The 23,362-nt window shown below is 69.2% G+C and carries 22 protein-coding genes and 1 tRNA gene; 11 read left to right on the forward strand and 12 right to left on the reverse strand.

Features of this window, described 5'->3' with window-relative positions; translation table 11 throughout:
• Nucleotides 1–17 precede the first annotated feature (17 nt).
• The 4 genes from pyk (at nucleotide 18) to WFJ17_RS08210 (ending at nucleotide 2,966) form a co-directional block, all read left to right on the forward strand.
• Nucleotides 18–1,463: a pyruvate kinase gene (gene pyk / locus WFJ17_RS08195; protein ID WP_251439768.1), complete on the forward strand. Its 1,446-nt coding sequence runs from the start codon at nucleotides 18–20 to the stop codon at nucleotides 1,461–1,463.
• 75 nt (nucleotides 1,464–1,538) lie between these two features.
• Nucleotides 1,539–1,624, forward strand: a tRNA-Leu gene (locus tag WFJ17_RS08200).
• Between the two features lie 201 nt (nucleotides 1,625–1,825).
• Complete coding sequence (locus tag WFJ17_RS08205) at nucleotides 1,826–2,443, forward strand: ANTAR domain-containing response regulator (protein WP_045252013.1); 618 nt, start codon at nucleotides 1,826–1,828, stop codon at nucleotides 2,441–2,443.
• A 4-nt stretch (nucleotides 2,444–2,447) separates the two neighbouring features.
• Nucleotides 2,448–2,966, forward strand: a complete 519-nt coding sequence (locus tag WFJ17_RS08210) for a GNAT family N-acetyltransferase (protein ID WP_336648129.1) — start codon at nucleotides 2,448–2,450, stop codon at nucleotides 2,964–2,966.
• A gap of 4 nt (nucleotides 2,967–2,970) precedes the next feature.
• On the opposite strand, the gene WFJ17_RS08215 is transcribed toward WFJ17_RS08210, so the two are convergent.
• Nucleotides 2,971–3,345: a hotdog fold thioesterase gene (locus tag WFJ17_RS08215; RefSeq protein WP_251442348.1), complete on the reverse strand. Its 375-nt coding sequence runs from the start codon at nucleotides 3,343–3,345 to the stop codon at nucleotides 2,971–2,973.
• 117 nt (nucleotides 3,346–3,462) lie between these two features.
• On the opposite strand from WFJ17_RS08215, the gene polA reads away from it, so the two are divergent.
• The 4 genes from polA (at nucleotide 3,463) to WFJ17_RS08235 (ending at nucleotide 9,816) form a co-directional block, all read left to right on the forward strand.
• A complete protein-coding gene (polA, locus tag WFJ17_RS08220; protein ID WP_336648130.1) occupies nucleotides 3,463–6,093 on the forward strand; it encodes a DNA polymerase I in 2,631 nt (876 codons plus the stop codon).
• 88 nt (nucleotides 6,094–6,181) lie between these two features.
• Nucleotides 6,182–7,867, forward strand: a complete 1,686-nt coding sequence (locus tag WFJ17_RS08225; protein ID WP_251439776.1) for a DUF885 domain-containing protein — start codon at nucleotides 6,182–6,184, stop codon at nucleotides 7,865–7,867.
• 83 nt (nucleotides 7,868–7,950) lie between these two features.
• Entirely contained in the window at nucleotides 7,951–8,985 is a 1,035-nt protein-coding gene (locus WFJ17_RS08230) for an LLM class flavin-dependent oxidoreductase (RefSeq protein ID WP_336648131.1), read from the forward strand.
• Between the two features lie 63 nt (nucleotides 8,986–9,048).
• A complete protein-coding gene (locus tag WFJ17_RS08235) occupies nucleotides 9,049–9,816 on the forward strand; it encodes an SGNH/GDSL hydrolase family protein (protein ID WP_251439782.1) in 768 nt (255 codons plus the stop codon).
• 34 nt (nucleotides 9,817–9,850) lie between these two features.
• Here the strand turns inward: WFJ17_RS08235 and WFJ17_RS08240 are convergent, their stop codons facing one another.
• The 7 genes from WFJ17_RS08240 to WFJ17_RS08270 all read right to left on the reverse strand — a co-directional run bounded on the left by WFJ17_RS08240 (nucleotide 9,851) and on the right by WFJ17_RS08270 (nucleotide 16,162).
• Nucleotides 9,851–10,588, reverse strand: a complete 738-nt coding sequence (locus WFJ17_RS08240; RefSeq protein WP_251439785.1) for an amino acid ABC transporter ATP-binding protein — start codon at nucleotides 10,586–10,588, stop codon at nucleotides 9,851–9,853.
• Nucleotides 10,585–11,451: an amino acid ABC transporter permease gene (locus WFJ17_RS08245; protein ID WP_336648132.1), complete on the reverse strand. Its 867-nt coding sequence runs from the start codon at nucleotides 11,449–11,451 to the stop codon at nucleotides 10,585–10,587. Before WFJ17_RS08245 ends, WFJ17_RS08240 begins: the two co-directional genes overlap by 4 nt.
• Nucleotides 11,448–12,308: an ABC transporter substrate-binding protein gene (locus WFJ17_RS08250; RefSeq protein WP_251439791.1), complete on the reverse strand. Its 861-nt coding sequence runs from the start codon at nucleotides 12,306–12,308 to the stop codon at nucleotides 11,448–11,450. Before WFJ17_RS08250 ends, WFJ17_RS08245 begins: the two co-directional genes overlap by 4 nt.
• A gap of 62 nt (nucleotides 12,309–12,370) precedes the next feature.
• Nucleotides 12,371–12,802, reverse strand: coding sequence for a cupin domain-containing protein (locus WFJ17_RS08255; protein WP_336648133.1), 432 nt, complete (start codon nucleotides 12,800–12,802; stop codon nucleotides 12,371–12,373).
• 18 nt (nucleotides 12,803–12,820) lie between these two features.
• Complete coding sequence (locus WFJ17_RS08260; protein ID WP_251439796.1) at nucleotides 12,821–14,104, reverse strand: amidohydrolase family protein; 1,284 nt, start codon at nucleotides 14,102–14,104, stop codon at nucleotides 12,821–12,823.
• The gene (locus tag WFJ17_RS08265) at nucleotides 14,101–15,534 is read right to left on the reverse strand and encodes an adenosylhomocysteinase (protein WP_336648134.1); all 1,434 of its coding nucleotides are present in this window, start codon (nucleotides 15,532–15,534) and stop codon (nucleotides 14,101–14,103) included. The genes WFJ17_RS08260 and WFJ17_RS08265 overlap by 4 nt, the downstream gene beginning before the upstream one ends.
• Before the next feature lie 55 nt (nucleotides 15,535–15,589).
• Nucleotides 15,590–16,162, reverse strand: a complete 573-nt coding sequence (locus WFJ17_RS08270) for a dihydrofolate reductase family protein (RefSeq protein WP_251439803.1) — start codon at nucleotides 16,160–16,162, stop codon at nucleotides 15,590–15,592.
• A 93-nt stretch (nucleotides 16,163–16,255) separates the two neighbouring features.
• On the opposite strand from WFJ17_RS08270, the gene WFJ17_RS08275 reads away from it, so the two are divergent.
• Nucleotides 16,256–16,999 (forward strand): formylglycine-generating enzyme family protein, encoded by a 744-nt coding sequence (locus tag WFJ17_RS08275; RefSeq protein ID WP_251439807.1) that lies wholly within the window; start codon nucleotides 16,256–16,258, stop codon nucleotides 16,997–16,999.
• 22 nt (nucleotides 17,000–17,021) lie between these two features.
• Here WFJ17_RS08275 and WFJ17_RS08280 read toward each other — a convergent pair whose 3' ends face one another.
• Complete coding sequence (locus WFJ17_RS08280) at nucleotides 17,022–17,612, reverse strand: hypothetical protein (protein ID WP_336648135.1); 591 nt, start codon at nucleotides 17,610–17,612, stop codon at nucleotides 17,022–17,024.
• A 125-nt stretch (nucleotides 17,613–17,737) separates the two neighbouring features.
• On the opposite strand from WFJ17_RS08280, the gene WFJ17_RS08285 reads away from it, so the two are divergent.
• Both WFJ17_RS08285 and WFJ17_RS08290 read left to right on the forward strand, forming a co-directional pair.
• A complete protein-coding gene (locus tag WFJ17_RS08285; RefSeq protein ID WP_336648136.1) occupies nucleotides 17,738–18,268 on the forward strand; it encodes a GNAT family N-acetyltransferase in 531 nt (176 codons plus the stop codon).
• 460 nt (nucleotides 18,269–18,728) lie between these two features.
• A complete protein-coding gene (locus WFJ17_RS08290) occupies nucleotides 18,729–19,217 on the forward strand; it encodes a hypothetical protein (protein WP_336648137.1) in 489 nt (162 codons plus the stop codon).
• Between the two features lie 441 nt (nucleotides 19,218–19,658).
• Here WFJ17_RS08290 and WFJ17_RS08295 read toward each other — a convergent pair whose 3' ends face one another.
• The 3 genes from WFJ17_RS08295 to WFJ17_RS08305 form a co-directional block, all read right to left on the reverse strand.
• Nucleotides 19,659–20,498: a TrmH family RNA methyltransferase gene (locus WFJ17_RS08295; protein WP_336648138.1), complete on the reverse strand. Its 840-nt coding sequence runs from the start codon at nucleotides 20,496–20,498 to the stop codon at nucleotides 19,659–19,661.
• An 8-nt stretch (nucleotides 20,499–20,506) separates the two neighbouring features.
• The gene (locus tag WFJ17_RS08300; protein ID WP_336648139.1) at nucleotides 20,507–22,861 is read right to left on the reverse strand and encodes an excinuclease ABC subunit UvrA; all 2,355 of its coding nucleotides are present in this window, start codon (nucleotides 22,859–22,861) and stop codon (nucleotides 20,507–20,509) included.
• An 86-nt stretch (nucleotides 22,862–22,947) separates the two neighbouring features.
• Nucleotides 22,948–23,358 (reverse strand): VOC family protein, encoded by a 411-nt coding sequence (locus tag WFJ17_RS08305; RefSeq protein ID WP_251439912.1) that lies wholly within the window; start codon nucleotides 23,356–23,358, stop codon nucleotides 22,948–22,950.
• Nucleotides 23,359–23,362 lie beyond the last annotated feature (4 nt).

The following is a 23,362-nucleotide window of genomic DNA, read 5'->3' on the forward strand; positions in this document are numbered from 1 at the left end:
ACTTATCGGAGAACGCATTGAGACGTGCCAAGATCGTGGCCACACTCGGCCCCGCAACCTCGACGTATGAGACGGTGCGGGCCCTCATCGATGCCGGAGTCGACGTCGCCCGACTGAACCTCAGCCACGGGGACTACTCCGTGCACGAGAACAACTATGCGAACGTCCGCCGCGCCGCGGAGGACTCCGGGCGCGCGGTCGCCGTCCTCGTCGACCTGCAGGGCCCGAAGATCCGCCTCGGCAAGTTCGAGGCCGGACCCTACGAGCTCGCCGTCGGCGACATCTTCAAGATCACGACCGAGGACATCCTCGGCAACAAGGACATCTGCGGCACGACCTTCAAGGGCCTTCCGCAGGACGTCAAGCCGGGCGACTTCCTCCTCATCGACGACGGCAAGGTCCGCGTCGAGGTGGTGGACACCGACGGCACCGTCGTCACCACGCGAGTGGTCGTCGCCGGCGCCGTGTCCAACAACAAGGGCATCAACCTGCCCGGGGTAGCGGTCAGCGTCCCCGCCCTGAGCGAGAAGGACGAGGACGACCTGCGCTGGGGTCTGCGCACCGGCGCCGACCTCATCGCGCTGTCGTTCGTGCGCGATGCGGCGGACGTGTCCCGCGTGCACGAGATCATGGCCGAAGAGGGCGTGAAGATCCCGGTCATCGCGAAGATCGAGAAGCCCCAGGCCGTCGACAACCTCGAGGAGATCGTCGACGCGTTCGACGGGATCATGGTCGCCCGCGGCGATCTCGGCGTGGAGCTGCCACTGGAGGCGGTGCCGATCGTGCAGAAGCGGGCCGTCGAGCTCGCGCGTCGCATGGCGAAGCCGGTCATCGTCGCGACGCAGATGCTCGAGTCGATGATCTCGAGCCCGGTGCCGACGCGCGCCGAGACGTCCGACGTCGCCAACGCCGTCCTCGACGGCGCCGACGCGGTCATGCTCTCGGGCGAGACCAGCGTGGGCGAGTATCCCGTCATCGTCGTGGAGACCATGGCGCGGATCATCGAGTCCACCGAGGATCACGGGCTGGAGCGCATCCACCCGCTCACGACCAAGCCGCGCACGCAGGGCGGCGCGATCACGCTCGCGGCCCTGGAGGTCGCCGAGTTCGTCGAGGCCAAGTTCCTGTGCGTGTTCACCCAGTCCGGCGACTCGGCGCGGCGCCTTTCGCGGCTGCGCTCGCGGATCCCGATGCTCGCGTACACGCCCGACCCGGCCATCCGCCGTCGTCTGGCCGTCACGTGGGGCGTCCGCACGAGTCTCGTGAACTTCGTGCCGCACACCGACATGATGTTCCACCAGGTCGACGAGCACCTGCTCGGATCCGGCCTCGCAGAGGTGGGCGACAAGGTCGTGGTCATCTCCGGTTCCCCTCCCGGGATCGTCGGTTCCACGAACGACCTGCGCATCCACCGGGTGGGCGACACCGTGCACGGTGCCGCTCCGGCCTACCAGGCCAAGTAGGACGCGCCGACGAGGGCAGGTTCCCCTGGGGGACCGGCCCTCGTCGTGTCTCCGGGTGCGCTACAGTCGATCCGGGCCGGCGTGGCGGAATGGCAGACGCGGAGCACTCAAAATGCTTTGTCCGAGAGGACGTGTGGGTTCGAGTCCCACCGCCGGCACCAGGAGCGTCTCGGAGCGGCCGCCAGGTCGCTCCGGGACGCTCTTCTGTTTCGGTGTGGGGCGCCTCGAGCCCCAGGGCCCCGCCGGCCAGAGGCTCCGTGCGTCGCGAATGCGACGTGCGGAGAAGGCCCGGTGGGACTCGAGTCCCACCGCCGGCACCAGGGTTCACGAGATCCGAAACTCCTGTCCAGTAGGATGGATCCGTGACTGAAGAGCAGCAGCCTGAGCAGCCCGCCTCGTCCGCCCCGCGACGCGTCGTCGTCGCCGAGGACGAGTCGCTGATCCGCCTCGACATCGTCGAGATCCTCCGCGACAACGGCTTCGACGTGGTCGGCGAGGCCGGCGACGGCGAGACCGCGGTGCAGCTGGCCACCGAACTGCGTCCCGATCTCGTCATCATGGACGTGAAGATGCCGCAGCTGGACGGCATCAGCGCCGCGGAGAAGCTGCACAAGGGCAACATCGCCCCGGTCGTGCTGCTCACGGCGTTCAGCCAGAAGGAGCTCGTCGAGCGCGCGAGCGAGGCCGGTGCGCTGGCCTACGTCGTGAAGCCCTTCACCCCGAACGACCTCCTGCCCGCGATCGAGATCGCCCTGGCCCGCCACGAGCAGATCATCACGCTCGAGGCCGAGGTCGCCGACATGGTCGAGCGCTTCGAGACCCGCAAGCTCGTCGACCGGGCCAAGGGCCTGCTCAACGAGAAGATGGGCCTCAGCGAGCCCGAGGCCTTCCGCTGGATCCAGAAGGCGTCGATGGACCGTCGCCTCACCATGCAGGACGTGGCGAAGGCGATCATCGAGCAGCTCGCCCCCAAGAAGTAAGGGCGTGGATCTCGGAGACGGGATCCGCCTCCGTCCGCTTCTGGCGGGCGACGGCGAGCACCTGGCGCCCTGGGAGCCGCTGCGCTCCGAGGAGTTCTTCACGGTGCGCTGGCAGCAGGGCCACGTCGACGAGACGCTGCGCGCCGTCGATGCCGGTCGCAGCTGCGCCTTCGTGCTGACGGATGCCGGCGAGCGCATCGTGGGCCGACTGAACCTCAGCGACATCGTCCGCGGTGCGTTCTGGAGCGCCCATCTGGGGTACTGGATCGACGGCGCGGTGACCGGACGGGGCACCATGCGCCGGGCGGTCCGAGCCGTCTGCGACCAGGCGCGCGACGACCTCGGCCTGCATCGCGTGCAGGCCGCCGCCCTCCTGCACAACGCGGCCTCGCAGCGTGTCCTCCAGGCGAACGGCTTCCGCGAGATCGGCCGTGCGGAACGCTATCTGAGGATCGCGGGGGAGTGGCAGGACCATCTGCTCTTCGAGCGCATCCTGGAGGACGCTCCGGATCACCGGCCCTGAGCGCTCACGCGCCGGGAAGATCCTTGATCATGTTCGTGATGCGGATGGTCGAGCAGCGCCGGCCCTGATCGTCGTTCACGACGATCTCGTGAACCGTGAGGCTGCGGCCGAGGTGCACCGGCGTGCAGACGCCGGTCACCACGCCGCTGGTCGCCGAGCGGGTGTGCGTGGCGTTGATGTCGACGCCCACGGCGAGCTTCCCGGGACCGGCGTGCAGGTTCGCCGCCATCGAGCCGAGCGACTCGCCCAGCACCACATAGGCGCCGCCGTGCATGAGGCCCACCGGCTGCGTGTTCCCCTCGACCGGCATCGTCGCGACGCAGCGGTCGACGGAGAACTCGACCCAGCGGAGCCCCATCCTCTCGGCGAGGGCGCCCATGCCGCGCTCCGCCGCCCAATCGAGTCCGGGGCTGGCCGGCACTGCATCGATGTCGGCCGGGTCGCTCACGCGGATCCTCCTCGATTCGATGTCCGTCGGTGTCGTTAGGCTGAAGTGGTGACGGACTCCGCAAAGCCTACCCTCATGGTCGTCGACGGCCATTCGCTCGCGTATCGGGCGTTCTTCGCCCTTCCGGTGGAGAACTTCACCACCAAGGACAACCAGCACACGAACGCCATCTACGGCTTCCTGTCCATGCTGGTGAACCTCATCAAGGCTGAGCGGCCGACCCACATGGCGATCGCCTTCGACACGTCGCGGCACTCCTTCCGCACCGATGAGTATCCGGAGTACAAGGCGACGCGCTCGGAGACGCCGTCGGAGTTCCGCGGGCAGATCCCGCTGCTGCAGGACTGCCTCGCAGCGATGTCGATCCCGGTGCTCACCAAGGAGGGGATCGAGGCCGACGACATCCTCGCCACGCTCGCCGCACAGGGCTCCGCCCAGGGGTACGACGTGCTCGTGGTGTCGGGCGACCGCGACACGATCCAGCTCGTGAACGACGAGGTCACCCTTCTCTACCCGAACGTGCAGGGCGTGTCCCAGCTCAAGCGCTACGACCCGGTCGCCGTGCAGGAGCGCTACGGGGTGCGCCCGGAGCAGTATCCCGACATCGCCGCGCTCGTCGGCGAGACCAGCGACAACCTGCCGGGCGTGCCGAAGGTGGGCGAGAAGACCGCGGTGAAGTGGCTGACCCAGTTCGGGTCGCTGGACGAGCTGCTCGAACGCGCCGGCGAGATCAAGGGCGTCGTGGGCGGAAACCTGCGCGAGCACATCGAGGACGTGCGTCGCAACCGCAAGCTGAACCGTCTCCTGCAGGACGTCGAGCTGCCGGTCGGTCCTGCCGACCTGGCCGTGATGCCGATGGATGCGCAGGCCGTGCGCGACATCTTCGCGCGCCTCGAGTTCCGCACGCTGCTGCCGCGCGTCTTCGAGGCGGTCGGCGAAGAGGCTCCGGAGGAGGAGTCCACGGCCGTCGCCGTGCCCGCCGCGGCCGAGCTCGCCGCCGAGGGCCTCGCCGCCTGGCTGGCCGCAGCGACCGGCGAAGTCGCCGTGGAAGTGACGGTCTCGGGCGGTCTGCCGCGTCGTGTCGGACTCGCCCACGGCGACGCCCTGGCCGAGCTGTCCTGGGATCCGGCGGTGCAGGCCGCCCTGGGCGACTGGCTGGAGTCCGACGCCCCGAAGGTCTTCCACGACGCGAAGCCGCAGATCAAGGCGCTGAGCACCGCGGGGGTCCGCATCGCCGGCGTCTCCTACGACACGAACCTCGCGGGTTGGCTGCTCCGTCCGAGCTACCCGGACAAGACGCTTGCCGACCTCGTCGACCGCTATCTCGGGGAGAAGCTGCCGGAGTCGGATCCGAGCCAGCTGGTGCCCGAGACCGAGGGGGCGTCGCCCGCACAGCTCGCCTGGTTCGCCAGCCGCGTGGCCACCGCGCTGCGTGCCGATGTGCCGGAGAGCGTGGATCGCGTGCTGCGCGAGATCGAGCTGCCCACCCTCCTCACGCTCGCGGACATGGAGCTCGCGGGCGTCGCCGTCTCCCACGAGATCCTCTCCGGCTTCTCCCAGGAGCTGGGGGAGCGCGCGGCCCGCATCGCCGAGGAGTCCTTCGCGATCATCGACCGCGAGGTGAACCTCGGTTCGCCGAAGCAGCTGCAGGAGGTGCTCTTCGAGCAGCTCGAGCTGCCGAAGACGCGCAAGACGAAGACCGGGTACTCGACCGACGCGGCCGTCCTCGCAGACCTCCAGGAGAGCAACCCGCACCCGTTCCTCGATCTGCTGCTGCAGCACCGCGAGGCGACGAAGCTCCGGCAGATCATCGAGTCCCTCGACACGGCGATCCGCTCCGACCATCGCATCCACACGACGTACGTGCAGACGGGCAGCCAGACCGGGCGGCTGAGCAGCACCGACCCGAACCTGCAGAACATCCCGGTGCGCACCGAGGAGTCGCGGCGGATCCGCAGCGCGTTCCGGGTCGGCGACGGCTACGAGACGCTGCTCACCGCGGACTACTCGCAGATCGAGATGCGCATCATGGCGCACCTCTCCGGCGATGAGGGTCTCATCGAAGCCTTCAACTCCGGGGAGGACCTGCACCGCTTCGTGGGCGCACGCGTCTTCGGGGTCGAGCCCGACGAGGTCACGCCCGCGATGCGCACCAAGGTGAAGGCGATGTCCTACGGCCTGGTCTACGGGCTGAGCGCCTTCGGCCTGTCCAAGCAGCTGCGCATCGAGCAGTCCGAGGCGAAGCAGCTCATGATGGAGTACTTCGCCCGCTTCGGCGCCGTGCGCGACTATCTGCGCGCCTCGGTGATCGCGGCGAAGGAGGTCGGCTACACGGAGACGATCTTCGGCCGTCGCCGCCCGTTCCCGGACCTGGTGAGCCCGAACCGCGTCCTCCGCGAGAACGCCGAGCGCGCGGCGCTCAACGCCCCGATCCAGGGGAGCGCGGCCGACATCATGAAGATCGCGCTCTTCCGCATCCACGCCGACCTGCACGATCAGGGCCTCGCATCCCGCGTCCTGCTGCAGATCCACGACGAACTCGTGGTCGAGGTCGCGCCGGGCGAGTGGGAAGCGACCGAGCGCATCGTGCGCGATCGCATGGCCGGCGCGGCGGATCTGTCGGTGCCGCTGGACGTGCAGGTCGGTCGCGGCGCCGATTGGAACGAAGCGGCGCACTGAGCCGCGCAGCCTGACTCCGGGGAATGACGCGGCGACCCTGACGCGTCGTTCCCTGGGGCCGGGCGCCTTCCGCGGATAGGCTCGGGGGATGACCGCAGAGCAGCCCACGACGCGCACGCCCTCCGCCATCGATCAGATCGCCGAGGGCTGGGTCGACACCCTCACCGACCTCTCTCCGATCCTCGGCACCTACATCGGGCGCAACGAGGTCAACCACCGACTCGACGACTACAGCCCGTCCGGTCATGAGCGATCGGTCGCAGAGACGCGGCGGGTGCTCGCCGAGCTCGACGCGCAGGAGCCCGTCGATGAGATCGACCGTGTCACCAAGACCGACCTCTCCGCCGAACTGCGGCTGTCGCTGGAGCAGAGCGAGGCGCAGTGGCATCTCCGCGACCTGAACGTGATCGCCTCGGCGGCGCAGGACATCCGTCAGTCCTTCGACCTCATGCCGACCGGCACCGCCGAGGACTGGCGCGTGATCTCCGAGCGGCTCGGCGCGGTCCCGGCCGCCCTCGAGGGCTATGTCGCGACGCTGCGCGAGGGCATCGACAAGGGGGTCGTGCCCGCCCGCCGTCAGGTGGTGGAGGTCGCGACCCAGATCGCCCGCTACACGGCCGACGACGGCTTCTTCGCCTCGTTCGTCGCCGACGCCGCCACGGAGGAGGGGCAGCTCCCGGCGAGCCTGGCCCGAGACCTCGCCGACCGCTCCGCCGCGGCCAGGGTGGCCTATGACGAGCTGCGCACCTTCCTCAGCGCGGAGCTCGCGCCCGCCGCCGGTCAGCAGGATGCGGTCGGACGAGACCTGTACGCTCTCGCATCGCGGCGCTTCCTGGGCGCCACCATCGATCTCGACGAGACCTACGAATGGGGCCGTGAGGAGCTCGCCAGGATGGTCGCCGAGCAGACGGCCATCGCGAACGAGATCCTGCCCGGTGCCACCGTCGAAGAGGCCGTGGCGCATCTCGAAGCGGATCCCGCCCGCAAGCTCCACGGGACAGACGCGCTGCAGCGCTGGATGCAGGAGACCAGCGACCGTGCGATCGCCGAGCTGGGCGCGACGCACTTCGACATCCCCGAGCAGATCCGCGAGCTCGAGTGCATGATCGCGCCGACCCAGGAGGGCGGGATCTACTACACCGGCCCGACCGACGACTTCTCCCGTCCCGGCCGGATGTGGTGGTCGGTGCCCGAGGGCGTGACGGAGTTCGACACCTGGCGCGAGCTCACGACCGTCTACCACGAGGGCGTGCCGGGGCATCACCTGCAGATCGCGCAGGCCACCTACAACCGCGCCGAATTGAACACCTGGCGGCGCGTGCTCGCCGGCACCTCGGGCCACGCCGAGGGATGGGCCCTCTACGCCGAGCGCCTCATGGAACAGCTCGGCTATCTCGACGACCCCGCGGACCGGCTCGGCATGCTGGACGGCCAGCGCATGCGCGCGCTGCGCGTGGTGCTCGACATCGGCGTTCACCTCGGAAAGCCCCGCCTCGACGGCGACGGCGTCTGGGATCACGACTACGCGCTCGACATGATGCGCCGCAACGTCAACATGTCGGATGAGTTCCGTCAGTTCGAGGTCAACCGCTATCTCGGCTGGCCGGGGCAGGCGCCGTCGTACAAGGTCGGACAGCGCATCTGGGAGCAGGTGCGTGACGCCGTCAAGGAGCGCGAGGGCGACGCCTTCGACATCAAGACGTTCCACAAGCGCGCCCTCGACATGGGCGGTGTCGGTCTGGACACGCTGCGCAGCGTGTTCCAGGTCGGCTGAGCGCCTTCTCGTTCTGGGAAGGGGTCGCGGGAATGTCCGCGACCCCTTTCGCCTTTATTCAGGTGAATAGAAAGGGACTCAGCATGGAGATCGAGTTCGGACTGGACACGTTCGGCGACATCACCGTCGACGCGGACGGCAACACTCTCAGCGCAGCGCAGACCATCCGCAACATCGTGGAGCAGGCGGCCCTGGCCGATCGGGTCGGCGTCGACTTCTTCGGGGTGGGGGAGCACCACCGGCGCGACTTCGCCGTGTCGAGCCCGGAGATGGTGCTGGCGGCGATCGCCTCGCGCACGGAGCGTCTCCGCCTGGGTACCGCCGTGACGGTGCTGAGCTCGGACGACCCCGTGCGCGTCTTCGAGCGCTTCGCAACCCTCGACGCGCTGTCCGGCGGTCGCGCCGAGGTCGTGCTGGGTCGCGGATCCTTCACGGAGTCCTTCCCGCTGTTCGGCTTCGATCTGCGCGACTATGACCGGCTCTTCGAGGAGAAACTGGAGCTGTTCGTCGAGCTGCTCAAGGAAGAGCCCGTGAACTGGCGGGGGACGGTCCGCCCGCCGCTCGAGAACGCCGATGTCTTCCCGAAGACAGAGAAGGGCATGCGGACTTGGGTGGGCGTCGGCGGGTCTCCCGAATCGGTCGTGCGCGTCGCACGGCACGGGCTCGGGCTCATGCTCGCCATCATCGGCGGACCGGCGGCGCGCTTCCGCCCGTTCGTCGACCTGTACCACCGGTCCGTCGACGCCTTCGGGAACCCGGCGCTCCCCGTCGCGGTGCACTCGCCGGGCCATATCGCCGACACCGACGACGAGGCGTGGTCCACCGCCTACCCGGGCTTCGAGACGATGCGCAACACGATCGGCGCCGAGCGCGGCTGGGGCACGGGCTACAGCCGCGCCCAGTTCCAGAACGAGGTGGGACCCGAGGGGGCCGTCTACGCCGGCTCCCCGGAGCGCGTCGCCGCCAAGATCGCCGACACCGTGCGCACGCTCGGCATCGGCCGCTTCGACCTCAAGTACGCCACCGGCACGACGTCGCACGAGGCTCTCATGCGCAGCATCGAGCTCTACGGCACCGAAGTCATCCCGCGGGTGCGGAAGCTGCTCGCCGCCGACTGATCTCGGCTCGACGGGGCCGCACGGACGCACGTCCGCGCGGCCCCGTCGTCGTAGGCTGAGAGGATGAGCGCTGTTCGATTCGTCGCCATCGGAGACTCCTTCAGCGAGGGGGTCGGCGACGAGCTTCCCGACGGCACCGTGCGCGGCTGGGCCGACCTCGCGGCGCTGGGCTGGGCGGAGGCGCTCGGCGAACCGATCTCCTACGCCAACCTCGCGATCCGCGGACGCCTTGCATGGCCTGTGGTCGAGGAGCAGCTGGAGCCCGCGCTGGCGCTGAACCCGACGCACCTGTCCTTCAACGCCGGGGGCAACGACATGCTGCGCCCGAAAGCCGACATCGAGCACATCGCCGACGCGTTCACGCGCGTGCTCCGGCGGTGCGACGAGGCCGGCGCCACGCTCATCGTCCTCTCCGGAGCGAACCCGTCCGCCCAGCTCCCGCTGACCTCGCTCATCCAGCGCCGAGGCGACGAGCTCTCCGCCGCCGTGCTGCGACGGATCCAGGACCGCCCCGATGTGGTGCAGGCCCTGAACTGGCCGGACCGCGAGCTCAGCAGGCCCGAGTACTGGGCGGAGGACCGGCTGCACATGAACGCGAACGGGCACCACCGCGTCGCCGCGCGGGTGCTCGACGCCGTCGGCGCCGGAGCGCCCGAGGAGTGGTGGCATGCCCATGAGGTGCCGGAGGAGGAGCCGCTCAGCACGGCCGCCTACTACCGCCGACACGTCGGCCCGTGGATCAAACGCCGCGTGACGCGGCGTTCCTCGGGTGACGGCCGTCGACCCAAGTTCGCCGACTGGACCGAGATCCGCCCGTCGTCTGCGGGCTGAGCGCGATCGGAACCGCCGCAGCCCGCGGCGCGGGTCAGCGCGTCACGCGGGAGAGGAACTCCGCCGTGGCGGGGTGCTGAGGAGCGTCGAAGATCTGCGCGGGCGGCCCCTGCTCGACGAGCACTCCGTCCTTGAGGAACACGACGCGATCGGCGACCTCGCGCGCGAAGGACATCTCGTGCGTCGCCATGAGGATCGTCGTGCCGCGCCCCTTGAGCTCCCGGACGAGATCGAGCACCTCGCCCACGAGCTGCGGGTCGAGTGCGCTCGTGATCTCGTCGAGGAGCAGCAGCTCCGGATCCGTGAGGATCGCGCGCACGATCGCCACACGCTGCTGCTGCCCGCCGGAAAGACGGTCGGGGTAGGCATCGGCCTTGTCGCCCAGCCCCAGTGTCGTCAGCAGCTCGCGGCCGCGCCGGGCGGCCTCCGCCTTCGGCAGGCGGTGCACGCGGCGCGCTGCGAGCGTGACGTTGTCGAGCACGGTGAGATGCGGGAACAGGTTGAAGTGCTGGAAGACGACCCCGATCCGTGCGCGGATCGCGTCCGCGTCGATCCGCGGATCCGTGATGTCGGTTCCCGACAGCAGGATCTGCCCGTCGTCGACGCGCTCGATGAGGTTCATCGTGCGCAGCAGCGTGGACTTCCCGGATCCGGACGCCCCGATCAGCACGACGACCTCGTGCGCGTCGACGGCGAGGTCGATGCCGCGGAGCACGTCATGATCGCCGAAGCGCTTGCGGACGCCGACCGCTTCGATCACGGGCGCGGTCATAGGATTCCTCCGGCCTGCTCGCGCTTGTTCAGTCGTGCGGTGACGACGTCGGTGAACCGGATCATCGGCCAGCTCAGGATCACGAAGAAGAGCCCGGCGACGATGTACGGCGTGAAGTTGAAGGTCTCGGCCACCTGCAGCTGTGCCGCGCGGACCGCGTCGATCGCACCGAGCACGGAGATGAGACCGACGTCCTTCTGCATCGACACGAAGTCGTTCATGAGCGCAGGGACGACTTTGCGCACGCCCTGGGGGATGACCACGATCCGCAGGGTCTGGCCGTGCGTGAGACCGAGCGATCGGGCGGCCACCCGCTGCGACGGATGCACCGCCTCCATGCCCGCCCGCAGCACCTCAGCCACGTACGCGGAGTAGCTGATCACGAGGGCGATCGTGCCCCAGAACATCGCGGGCATCCGGGGGAAGATCATGAGCGCGGGGATGCCGAAGCCCACCAGGTACAGCACGATGAGCAGCGGCACGCCCCGGAAGAAGTCGGTGTACGCCGCGGCGAGCAGTCGCAGCGGGAAGAACACCGGGCCGCGCAGGGAGCGCAGGACGGCGAGCAGGGTACCGAGCAGCGCCACGCAGACGGCTGCGATCACCAGGACCAGGAGGTTGACGAGCAGGCCCTGGAAGATCGGCCCGACGCTCTCGAGGGCGACCTTCGGGTCGAAGAAGGTCTCGCGGACCACCTTCCACCCCGGGGTGTTGGCTAGGACGACGATGATCACCGCCGCGACCGCGAGGCTGCTCAGCAGCGCGATCAGGACGGAGCGCGTCGTCGCCCGGCGACGGAGATCGCGGCGGGACAGCTCGAGCGCGCTCGGCTGCCACGCCGCATCGACCAGGGGAGAGGTCACTTCAGGACGGGGACGTTCACGGCCTCGCTGAGCCACTTCTTCTGCAGCTCCGCGATCGTTCCGTCCTTCTGCAGCGCGTCGACCGCCTTGGTGACGGCCGGGGTGAGCGGGGAGTTCTTCGGGAGGACGAACGCGAACTGGTCGCCGCCCTTGTCGTCGGCGAACTGCCCGACGACGGTGCCGTTCTCGAACTGCGACGCCGTCACGTAGAACGCACCGGGCAGGTCGGTGATCATCGCATCGATCTGGCCGCCCTTGAGGGCCTGCACCACATCGTCGACCGAGTTGAAGACGCTGAGGTCGCCCGTGCCGAGCTGCGCCTTCGCGACGGTGTAGCTCGTCGTGCCGGTCGCCACGCCGACCTTGGCCTTCTTCAGGTCCGCGACGCTCGTGGCCGACGCGGCAGGGCTGCCCTTCGCCGCGACGACCGCCTGCGTGGTCGTGTAGTACGAGGAGGAGAAGTCGACGGCCTTCTTGCGGTCGTCCGAGATCGAGAACTGCTGGATGTTGAGGTCCCAGTCCTTGGGGCCGGGGGCGATCGCGGCGTCGAAGCCGGTGCGCGTCCAGACGATCTGCTTGTCGGAGAAACCGAGCTCGGCAGCGACGGCGTGGGCGACCGCGCCCTCGAAGCCCTTCCCGTTGGACGGGTCGTTGTCGATGAACCAGGGCTCGTAGTCGGGGTCGCCGGTCGCGATCGTGAGCTTTCCCGCGGTCACGGTCTGCAGCGCCGCGCCGGTGGCGTCGGCTCCGGCCGAGGGCGCGGACGCGGAGGAGCCGCTGCAGGCGGCGAGCGACAGGGCGGCGGCGGCGATCGTCGAGACGAGTGCGACGCGACGCAGAGCGGGTGCGAGGGACACGGGAACTCCTGAGATGCGGGTGCGGGGGCGGACGGGTGGGACTGCGGGCGCAGGTGCCCCGTTCATACCGTAGAGGAATCGGCGAGCCGCCAGTCGGCGAAGTCGAAACCCGGCGCCACGAAACAGGAGACCAGCACCTCCTCTGCGTCGAGCGGACGCGCCGCCTGCCACACGCTGGCCGGGACCAGCGCCTGCGCGGCGGCGCCGTGCCCGAGCACGATCGTCTCGGCCGCTCCCGGTGCGGCATCGGATCCGCCGAGGCTGAGCTCGAGGCGGCCGGGACCGTGCCAGAGCCAGAGCTCATCGCTGGAGACGACATGCCAGGCGCTGGATTCGTCCGGCGTCAGCAGGTAGTGGATGCAGGTGGCTGCGGGGCGCGTGCCCCCGGGCGTCTCGATCGGGTTCGGGCTCGTCCAGGTGCGGCGGAACCAGCCCCCCTCGGGGTGCGGCTCGAGACCGAGGCGGATCGCGGTCGAAGGAAGGGGCTCAGTCATGGGTGTCTCCTGGACGGGTCAGGGAGTCTCGAAGGCGGTCGTCGAGTGGCGGAGCTCGCCGGTGATGACGGTGGCGGCCGAACGCCCGGCTCCCGATTCCACGAGCTCCACGACGGCGTCCGCCCCGGGCGCGACGTCGAAGAAGGCGAGGTCCGCGAGCGCACCGACGGCGAGATATCCGGTGCGGTCAGGGCCGACGTCGATGCCCATGGAATGCGCGCCTCCCAGGGTCGCGGCGTTCAGCAGGCGCGCGTGCAGGTCGCGATCGGTGTACCCCTGGGAACGGGCGATGCGGGCCAGCTCGGCGACGTCGGCGAGCAGATCCAGAGAAGGACTGGAGGAGAGCGAGTCGGTTCCCACGGCGATGGCGTTGCCCTCGCGCAGGTACGCGGCGATCGGCGGTTCCTCCAGGCCGATGACCGCGTTCGAGCGCGGGCACAGCGCGACGCTCGTGTGCCGCTCCCGCAGGATCGCGCGATCGCGTGCGCTCATGTACACGCCGTGCGCGATGTGACAGTCGGGTCCCAGGACGCCGAGCTGGTCCACGAACTCGGTCGCGCTCGTGCCGAAGCCCGCGTCGCGCAGCTCCTGGAAGCTCGCGAGCCCTGCGGTATGCCAGGCGTGGGCCTGATCGTGGGCGAACTCGCTCTCGAAAGCCGCCTCGCCGAGATGGATGTGGATCCGCGTTCCACGCTCACGGACGATGTCCGGGATCTCCAGGAGGGGCTCGATCTCGAGCGAGTACGGCGCATGGGGAGACAGCCCGGTGCCGGGGGGAGTGGGAAGAGCGTCCAGGGCGTCCTCGACCTGACGTCGCCCCGTGCGCGCCCAGTCGGCGTTGGTCCAGCTCATCACCTCCCAGTAGGTGATGCCGTGCAGGCGCGCATCGTGCAGCGCAGACGCCGCGGACCGGTCCGTCACGACGTCCGCGGCGGCGGTCGTGCCGGTGCGGATCAGCCGGGCGGCGCCATCGGCGGCATCAGCGGCCCAGTCCTTCCCCTGCTCGTAGACGGGGTCGAAGGCCGTCGCCCAGTCCTCGAAACCCTGGTATCGTCCCCGACCCACCTCGGCCATCCCCGTGTACTGCAGGTGGGTGTGGGCGTTCACGAGACCGGGGATCAGCACGCCCGGCCAGTGCACCTCTGTGGACGCGAGGCCACGGTCGTCGAGAGAGCGACGCACCCAGGCGCGTTCGCCCACGTGCAGGATCCGCCCGTTCTGCACGGCCACCGCGCCGTCGACGATGGGGGGAGCGGTGATGGGGAACACCTGTCCGGCGGAGTACAGGGTGACGTCGCTCACGCCGTCGCCTCCCGGTATCGCGGAGAACGCCAATCGTCCTGGGCGAGCCGCTGGGCATCACTGCGGACGTCGAGCTGTTCGCCTCGCGCCGCGAGGGCCGCACGGGCGACCGCCTGATCGGCCTCGGCGGGGAACGGATGCACGCCGGCCGGAAGCTGCGCCCCGAGCAGCTGCGCCACCGCCGACAGCTGCACCGCGAAGGACAGATCCATGATCTCGATCGGATTGCCCTCCGCGGCGGCGAGGTTGACGCATCCGCCCCGCGCCAGGAGAAGCGCGCCGTCCTCGGTGCGATCGAGATGGGGGAGAGGGGCGCCGGCCCGCTCCTCGGGCCGCAGCACCGCGACATCGACTTCGCCCGGCACACCCCCGGCGACCGCCACGATCCTCGCGACGCGCAGCGTCTCGGCGTCGACCGTATGCGGCGCGCCGGTCGCGGAGACCACGAGGGCGCCCGGAGCGAGGTCTCGGAGTCTTCCCGTCGCGTAGCCGTCGTGCGCCGCGCGGAGCGCGCGCACCGGATCCGTCTCCGTCACACCGACGATCGTCCCGAGCGCGCGCAGGTGCGCGGCGACGCCCTCGCCGACGGGGCCGTAGCCGACGACCACCGCATGCTGGTCGCGCAGTCCGATGCCGGCAGCATCCAGCACATCGGCGATCGCGAAGACGCAGGACTGGCCGGTGCCGTAGCGGTTGTCGAACGCCGTCTTCATGGGCGCGTCGTTGACGGCGATCACCGGGATGCGCAGCGCGCCCTGCGCGGCCATCCGCCGGAGAGGCGTCAGGCCGCTGGTCGTCTCCTCGGCGGCGCCCCGCAGCGTGCCCAGCTCATCCTGCTCGTGGGCGAGCCGGATGAGATGCGACCCGTCGTCCAGCAGCAGGTCGAGACCTCGACGAAGGAAGGCGACTGCGGCATCGCGCTCGGCGCTCCCCGACAGCGCAGGATCCCCGTCGACCGGGATGCCGCGCCCGCGCAGCGCGGCGGCGACCGCAGGATCGATCTCATCGGGGTGCGCGTACACGGCGACTTCGGCGCCGGCGCTGCGGAGCAGGAGCGCGAGCTGCGCGGTCTTCGGCTCGAGCACCATGGCGATGCCGATCCGGACGCCGCGCACGACGCCGTTCTCGCGCAGCGCGTCGGCGATCCCGCGGGACACGGGCATGTGCGTGCCGGCGAAGTCGATGCGCTCGTCGGCGGTCGCCCGGGGCGGCAGCGCGGCTCCGTCCAGCAGGATCTCCGGCGTTGCTCCCGGTTCGAAGAGGACCGAGCCCTCGCCGAGACGTGCACCCAGCCGCACGAGGAGAGCACGCAGTTCATCGGCCGTCTCTCTGTCTCCGACGACATCGAAGGTGCGGCCTGCCACGAGCAGGTTGGTCGAGCGGGCGAACCGGCGCACGAGTCGTTCGGCGGTCAGGAGGGCGTCGGGCACGTGCTTCAGCGTAGACGTTCCGTCCGCTTCGCCGGCGCCGTAAGGCGACGAACCGCTAGACGCCGCGGGCGGCTCGCGGCAGCCGGTAGGTGAGCTCCGCAAAGGGGCCCGCCCGGCGGGCGCCCACGAGCTCGAGCTGTGTGTGATCGAGGTCGCGGGGGAGCAGCGGCTTGCCCGCGGCGAGGGTCGCCGGAGCGAAGGTGATGACGATCTCATCGAGCAGGTTCGCATCGACGAACTGGCCCACGAGCTCTCCGCCGCCGACGATCCACACGTCCTTGCCCGCGGCCGCCGCCACGATGTCCGGCCAGTGCTCGATCACGGATCCCTGCACGAACCGGATATCCGCCCCGGGCACGGGCTCCGGCTCGCGTCGCGTGAAGACGAACGTCGGACGATCGCCGTAGAACTGCTGCCAGCGCTCGGGATGCGCCATCAGATCCTCATGGTTCCGCACCCACTCGTACGTCGCGGAGCCCTCGACCAGGACCCCGATGCCTTCGCTGAACGCGGCGATATCGGCCGTCGCCTCGTCCTGCGGGATGGTCAGGAGCCAGTCGAGGGAATCCTGCGGATCTGCGAGGAACCCGTTCAGAGTGGAGGCGGTGTAGAAGATCGCGCGCGTCATGGGGGAGAGGTTACGAGGGGCCGCCGACATCCGTTGCGGCCCGGCAGCGGTCGCGTGATCGATGCGAGCGACGGTCTCCTAGACTTCCGTGGGATGAGCGAGATCGAGATGCGGGCATTGCCCGGGGGCACCGTCGGATTGCACGACGCGCGCTCGAAGCGTCGCTGGCAGGTGTCCTTGCAGCCCTTCGAGATCGGCGTCTACGCGGTCACGGAGGAGCAGGTCGCCGAACTGCTCGGCATCGCGGCCGAACATCCCGATCGCCCCGCGGTGGACGTGTCCTGGCAGCGCGCCGTGCGCTTCTGCAACGCCGCATCCGAGTGGGAGGGACTGGATCCGGTATATCGGTTCGACGGTACGGACGTGCACTGGGACGTCTCCGCCGACGGGTTCCGGCTTCCGACCGAGGCGGAGTGGGAGTACGCCTGCCGCGCAGGCTCCACGACCCCGCACTACGGCCCCCTTCCGGACATCGCGTGGACGTCCGCCGACGGCGTGCGGCACCCGCAGCGCGTGGGGGAGCGGATGCCGAATCTGAACGGACTGTTCGACACTCTCGGCAACGTGTGGGAGTGGTGCTGGGACCTCCTGGATCCGGCCCGCTACGGCGAGTACCGGGTGTTCCGCGGCGGTGGTTTCGCCGACGACGCCTGGAACGTGCGCGCCTCGGTACGCCGGGGAGGGGATCCGCGGACGGCCCAGGACGACCTCGGGTTCCGCGTGGCGCGCGGCGGCTTCGACGGCCACGACGCCGCTCAGGGCTGGTCGCTCGCCGCGGACGAGGAACGAGCGCTGCTCTCCGGCCCGCTGCCCACGGGGTGGACCCCACGACGCTGACGGACACGCGTCGGGTCAGCGATCAGCCGCCCGGGCAATCGCAGGGCTCGCCGCTCGAGCATTGGCACGGCGCAGCCGGATAGTCGCTCTCATCGACGTGATGCCGGACGCCCAGGTCATCGAACGGCATGATCTTCGCCTCGGCCAGCCCTTCGGGGAATCGGCCCGCGGCGAGGCGCTCGGCGCAGTCTGCGGAGGCGGTGTCCACCCGCGAGCCCTCCGGCGCCACCAGCAGCGTCCAGCACGTGCGCAGCGTGGCCTGCTGGAAGAACAGGCCACCGCCGGCCTCTCCGCTGGCTGATGCTGTCAGCGTCAAGGCTGTGCCGGAAGCGTCCTGGCGGAGGTCGGTCAGCAACCAGGTGCCCTCCGCGCTCCCGCGGCGGACGTCCGCCAGCCCGGGGATGGTCGCCACTGCTGCTTCGGGATCCTGAGTCAGTGCCACTCGGGATTCCCAGATCCGGTCCTGGGACTCCTCGACCAAGGAGGCGAGTCCTTGCCGGGCGCCGTGCTCGGCGTCTGCCTCCGGCGACCAGGCGATGCAACCCGACAGGGGCACGACGCTTGCACCCAGCATCAGCGCACCGAAGATCCGGGTCGCCCTCGACCTGTCCATGTCGCCATCGTGGCACGAGACGCATGCCTCTGCGGGGATGGGCCCGGTCCGTCGCTGGGGGAGAGCGTTCCGTTCACCCCCGTCGTGCCGGGACACCGGGACACCGTCGATGGCAGGATGGGCCCATGCCCGACGACCCTCGCACCGCGATGCTCACGACGGATCGTCTGGTGCTGAGGCCGCAACGGGAGGCGGACGCAGAGGTGTTCCGGCAGCTGTGGACCGAGCGCGACGAGCGCGTGCCTTCGCACCGCAGGCTCTCCGCGGACGGACGTCCGACGGTCGCGGAGATCGCGGAGGGGATCCGCCAGGACCGCGCCCCGGAACAGCCCGGTCTGCTTACCGTCGTGCTCCGCGATACCGACGAGGTGATCGGATACTGCGGGGTGGTGTTCGACGGAGATGGCGCACGGCCCGAGCTGGCCTTCGAACTGCTGCAGGCGGCGCACAATCGCGGCTACGCGACGGAGGCGGGCCGGATCGTCATCGGCTGGGCTCGAGACCACGGGTATCCGCTGCTCTGGGCGACCGTATGGGAATGGAACCTCGCCTCACGCCGCGTCCTGACGAAGCTGGGGTTCGTCGACACGGGCGTCGTGACGAAGGAGAGCCCGCACGGGCGTTCGCTGCTCATGAGGCGGGACGTCCCCGCCTGATCGGGATCGCCTCGGATCCTAGAGATCACGACCACGAGCCACCCCATCAGCATCCCCGACAACAGACCACCCCGCGACTTGGGAGACGGACCTTAGACATCTCGGCTAGGCGCAAACTCAGAGAAGCGGGGGATCACCATGATTCGCCGCTTCTTCACAGCCTCCTGCACCTCATTGCAGAGAGCCTCTCCTTCGGCGATCCAGGCTTCCCCCATCTCAGTAGACGGCCAGCGGATCTCGACAACAGGGTCAAGTTCTTCCTGCCACACCCGAACCCACTCGGCAAGTCGCCGGGCTAGATCTGTGGACAGCCCAAGGTGCTCGGGGCGTAGAGCAACCGGTCCCCAGAGTGGCCACTTGTGGCCCCAGTCGGGGAAGAAGGCGATCTGGTTCGAAGGCTCCATCGGTTTCATAGCTTCCCCATGTTTCGAACGTGTTCAATACTTAGTAGTCTGAAGGCATGTCAGATCTTGACGAGGTTCCGGTTGGTGCGAGCGCTCGTTGCCCCGCGTGGTGGCCGGGTCTCAGAGTGGGGATCTGGGTCGTCGTCATCGTCTTGGCCGTGCCGGTGATCTTCATCGACGGCATAGTCGTGACCCTCGTCACCTTGCGCAACGCGACGTACACGACGAACGTCACGATCTCGCTGAGCTATCTCAACGATGCCGGGCGAACGTATTCCTGCACGTACGACTACAGCACTCCGAATGATGCACCGATGCCTCCCGCGATCGCAAGGCAGATGAACAACCAGGACTGGTCCGCGACTGGTCAGCAGATGTACGAGTGGTCCAAAACACATCGCGCTGCGGAGGGCTCAACCTGGGGCCTGGCGATGGATGAGTTCGTCAGGTTCCCGGGCTGGCAGGTCGACACGCCCACAGGGTCCACGCACGAGCTCTGGTGGGAGGAGCGCCTCGGGAGCAACTGCGAGGACGGCCTACGGTGAGGCAGCATCCGCGCGCCCATCGCGCCCGGCAGGCTTTGATCGCCATCGCCGCCTCACGCCGGCGGGTGCCGACCAGCCGGACCCCGCCGCCGGCGGCCTCGGCGGGGGAGATCTCGAACATGCCGACAATCCTCCGACGAGTTGACATAATGTGCATTATCAGCGAAATCACATGCGGTCCGGGGCGAAGCGAAACCACCTCGTTTCCGCTCCACAGTCCACAACGGGCGCCGCATGATCCACTCTTTGCATGGTCACGGCACCTCGAGTCGCCCGAGCGCGACGCCACATCGTCACAGCGCGCATGATCGACCTACGACGCAGCGCGTCGGCTCGTCGGGATGCTCACGCTCCCGTTCGATCCTTGACGGAGCGCTGCCCCATTAACCTGGGGCGCCCGCTCCGAAGCTGACATAACAATCGCGTGCGGGCGTGCCCTCATTAGAGCCCGCCGCGCCGGTCGACGGGGCGCGCCGCGCGCTGCCTCGCCGCCTCGTACAGCATGAGCGTCGCGGCGTTCGACGCGTTGAGCGAACTCGCCGCACCGACCATAGGCACCCGCACCATCACATCCGCGGCCTCGCGCCAGCCCCGCGCCAGACCGCCCGTCTCGTTCCCGATCAGCACCAGCGACGGCTGGGTGAAGTCGTAGTCCCAGACGTCGACGTCGCCGTGCTCGTCCGTCGCGACCAGCGTCAGCGGGATGCCCCTCGCGCGGATGTCGCGCACCCAGTCGAACACCGGTCCACCCGAAGCCGTGCGGACGACGGGCGTCGCGAACAGGGATCCCGTCGAGGCGCGGACCGACTTCGGGTCGTACGGGTCCGCCGCATGACCCGACACGATCAGCCCTTGGCCGCCGAGGGCGTCCATCGAACGGAGGATCGCCCCGATGTTTCCCGGCTGCGTGGGGCGGTCGAAGACCATACCGAGGAAGTCAGCGGGCACCGGGATCCTCGACAGTTCGTCCTCCGGCATCGCGACCACGGCAAGGATCTCCGTGGCGCCCTCGTCCTTCTCGGCGAGTTCCGCGAGCAGGGCCGAACTCATCGCGATGGTCTCCGGCGCCTGCTTCAGCACGTCGCGCGCCCAGGAGGACAGCGACCGCTCCGCATCGTGGATCACCGTGAGGAGGGTCCATCCGTGCTCGATCGCCTGCGAGATCGGGCGAACCCCCTGCACGACGAACCGATGCTCTCGCAGGCGATGGTTGCGATTGCGCGTCAGTGCCTCGAGCAACTGGAACCGTGAGTTGCGCGTGCTGATCTTGAGATCCGCCATGGAAGCCCTCACGCCCCCACGTAGGCCGCGAGGTGCTCCCCCGTGACCGTCGACTTCGCCGCGACGAGGTCCGCAGGCGTGCCCTCGTAGACGACTCTGCCGCCGTCGTGGCCCGCTCCGGGGCCGACGTCGATGATCCAGTCCGCATGCGCCATGACCGCCTGGTGATGCTCGATCACGATCACCGACTTGCCGGAATCGACGAGCCGATCCAGCAGACCGAGGAGATTCTGCACGTCGGCGAGGTGCAGTCCCGTCGTCGGCTCATCCAGCACATACGTCTCGGCGCCGTCCGCCATCTGGGTCGCGAGCTTGATCCGCTGCCGTTCCCCTCCGGAGAGCGTCGACAAGGGCTGACCGAGCGACAGGTACCCGAGCCCCACGTCCTCGAGCCTGCTCAGGATCGCGACGGCGGCGGGGATCTTCGCCTCTCCCCCGCGGAAGAACTCATGAGCTTCGGCGACGGGCATGTCGAGCACCTCGGTGATGTCCTTGCCCGCGAGTTTGTACTCCAGGACCGCCGCCTGAAAGCGCTTTCCGCCGCAGTCCTCGCAGGGGCTCTCCACCGTGTCCATGAACCCGAGCTCGGTCACGATCACGCCGGCGCCCTTGCACGTGGGGCAGGCGCCCTCGGAGTTCGCACTGAAGAGCGCGGGCTTCACCCCGTTCGCCTTCGCGAACGCCTTCCGGATCGGCTCCAGCAGGCCGGTGTAGGTGGCGGGATTGCTGCGGCGCGAGCCCTTGATCGCGGTCTGGTCGATCGACACCACCCCCTCGCCCTTCGCCACGGAGCCGTGGATCAGCGAGCTCTTGCCCGAGCCGGCGACCCCCGTGACCACGGTGAGCACCCCGAGCGGGACATCGACGTCCACGTCGCGGAGGTTGTTCGTGCTCGCACCGCGGACGGCGATCGCGCCACTGCGCGCACGCACCGAGGGCTTGAGCTCCGCTCGGTCGTCGAGGTGGCGACCCGTCAGGGTGCCGCTGGCGCGCAGTCCTTCGACGGTTCCCTCGAAGCAGATCTCGCCGCCGGCGCTTCCCGCGCCCGGCCCGAGGTCGACCACGTGGTCGGCGATGGCGATCGTCTCGGGCTTGTGCTCGACCACGAGCACGGTGTTGCCCTTGTCACGCAGCCGCTCGAGGAGTCCGTTCATCCGCTGGATGTCATGTGGATGCAGCCCGATCGTGGGTTCGTCGAACACGTAGGTCACATCGGTGAGCGAGGAGCCGAGATGCCGGAGCATCTTGATCCGCTGCGCCTCTCCCCCGCTCAGCGTGCCGCTCGGCCGCTCGAGGGAGAGGTAGCCGAGTCCGAGCGTCACGAAGGCGTCGAGGTTCGCCCGGAGCGCCTCGAGGAGCGGACCGGCGCCCGGCAGATCCAGACCGCGCACCCACGCGGCGAGATCCGTCACCTGCATCCGGCAGGCGTCGGCGATGCTGATCCCGTCGATCTTCGACGAGCGCGCCCCCTCCGTCAGGCGCGTGCCATCGCACTCCGGGCACACCGCGAACGCGGCGACCCGCTCCACGAACGCACGGATGTGCGGCTGGAGCGCATCGATGTCCTTCGACAGCATCGACTTCGTGATCTTGGGGATGAGCCCCTCGTAGGTGATGTTGATCCCGTTGATCTTGACCTTGGTCACCTCGCCGTAGAGGAAGAGGTGCCGCTGCTTCTCCGTGAATCCCGCGACCGGCTTGTCCGCGGGATAGAAGCCGGACTCCGCGAACTGTCGCACCATCCACCCGTCGGCGGTGTAGCCGGGCACCATGATCGCGCCGTCGTTCAGCGACTTCGTCTCGTCGACGATCTGGGTCAGGTCGAGATCGGACACCGCTCCCCTGCCTTCGCAGCGCGGGCACATGCCGCCGAGATAGATCGCGTCCTTCACGATCTTCTTCTCGCCGCCAGGCCCGGTCATCACGCCGCTGGCCTTCTGCGTGGGGATGTTGAAGGAGAACGCCGTCGGGCCGCCGATGTAGGGGCTACCGAGCTTCGAGAACAGGATGCGCAGCATCGCGTTCGCATCGGTGACCGTCCCCACGGTGGATCGGGGGTTGGCGCCGAGCCGCTCCTGGTCCACGAGGATCGCGGTGGTCAGCCCCTCCAGGACGTCGACGTCGGGGCGCGGCACCGACGGCATGAAGCCCTGGACGAACGCGCTGTAGGTCTCGTCGATCATGCGGCGGGACTCCGCCGCGATCGTGTCGAACACCAGAGAGCTCTTCCCGGATCCGGAGACCCCGGTGAAGACGGTCAGGCGCCGCTTCGGGAGGTCGATGGAGACGTCTTTGAGGTTGTTCTCCCTGGCTCCCTGCACCCTGATCATGTCGTGGGTGTCGGCGACGTGGGCCTCGGTCATCGGCGGGATCCTCCTCATCGGCGGACGGAAAGGGGCGGGTCACACACTAGCGGTGCCCGCCGACGCTCCGGCGGGCACCGCGGCGGTCACGCGACCTGCTGGAGGCGGATCATGTTGCCGGCGGGGTCGCGGAACGCGCAGTCCCGGATCCCGTACGGCTGGTCGATGGGCTCCTGCACGACGTCTCCCCCGCGCGACTCGATCTCCGCGAACGCCGCGTCCACGTTCTGGGTGGCGAGCACGACACCCCCGAAGCTGCCCTTCGCCATGAGCTCCAGGATGGTGCGCCGCTCATCCTCGCTGATACCGGGGTCCACCGCCGGAGGCGTGAGCACGATGGAGGTGTCGGGCTGATTCGCCGGTCCGACCGTGAGCCAGCGCATCTGCTGGTAGCCGACGTCCTTGCGCAGCTCCCAGCCGAGCACGTCTCTGTAGAAGCGGAGGGACTCCTCGGCATCGGTGTGCGGGAGGAAGCTGGCGTTGATCGTGATGTCCATGCCG

Origin of the sequence: Microbacterium sp. MMO-10, assembly GCF_037148715.1 — a bacterium.
Taxonomy (GTDB): Bacteria; Actinomycetota; Actinomycetes; order Actinomycetales; family Microbacteriaceae; genus Microbacterium.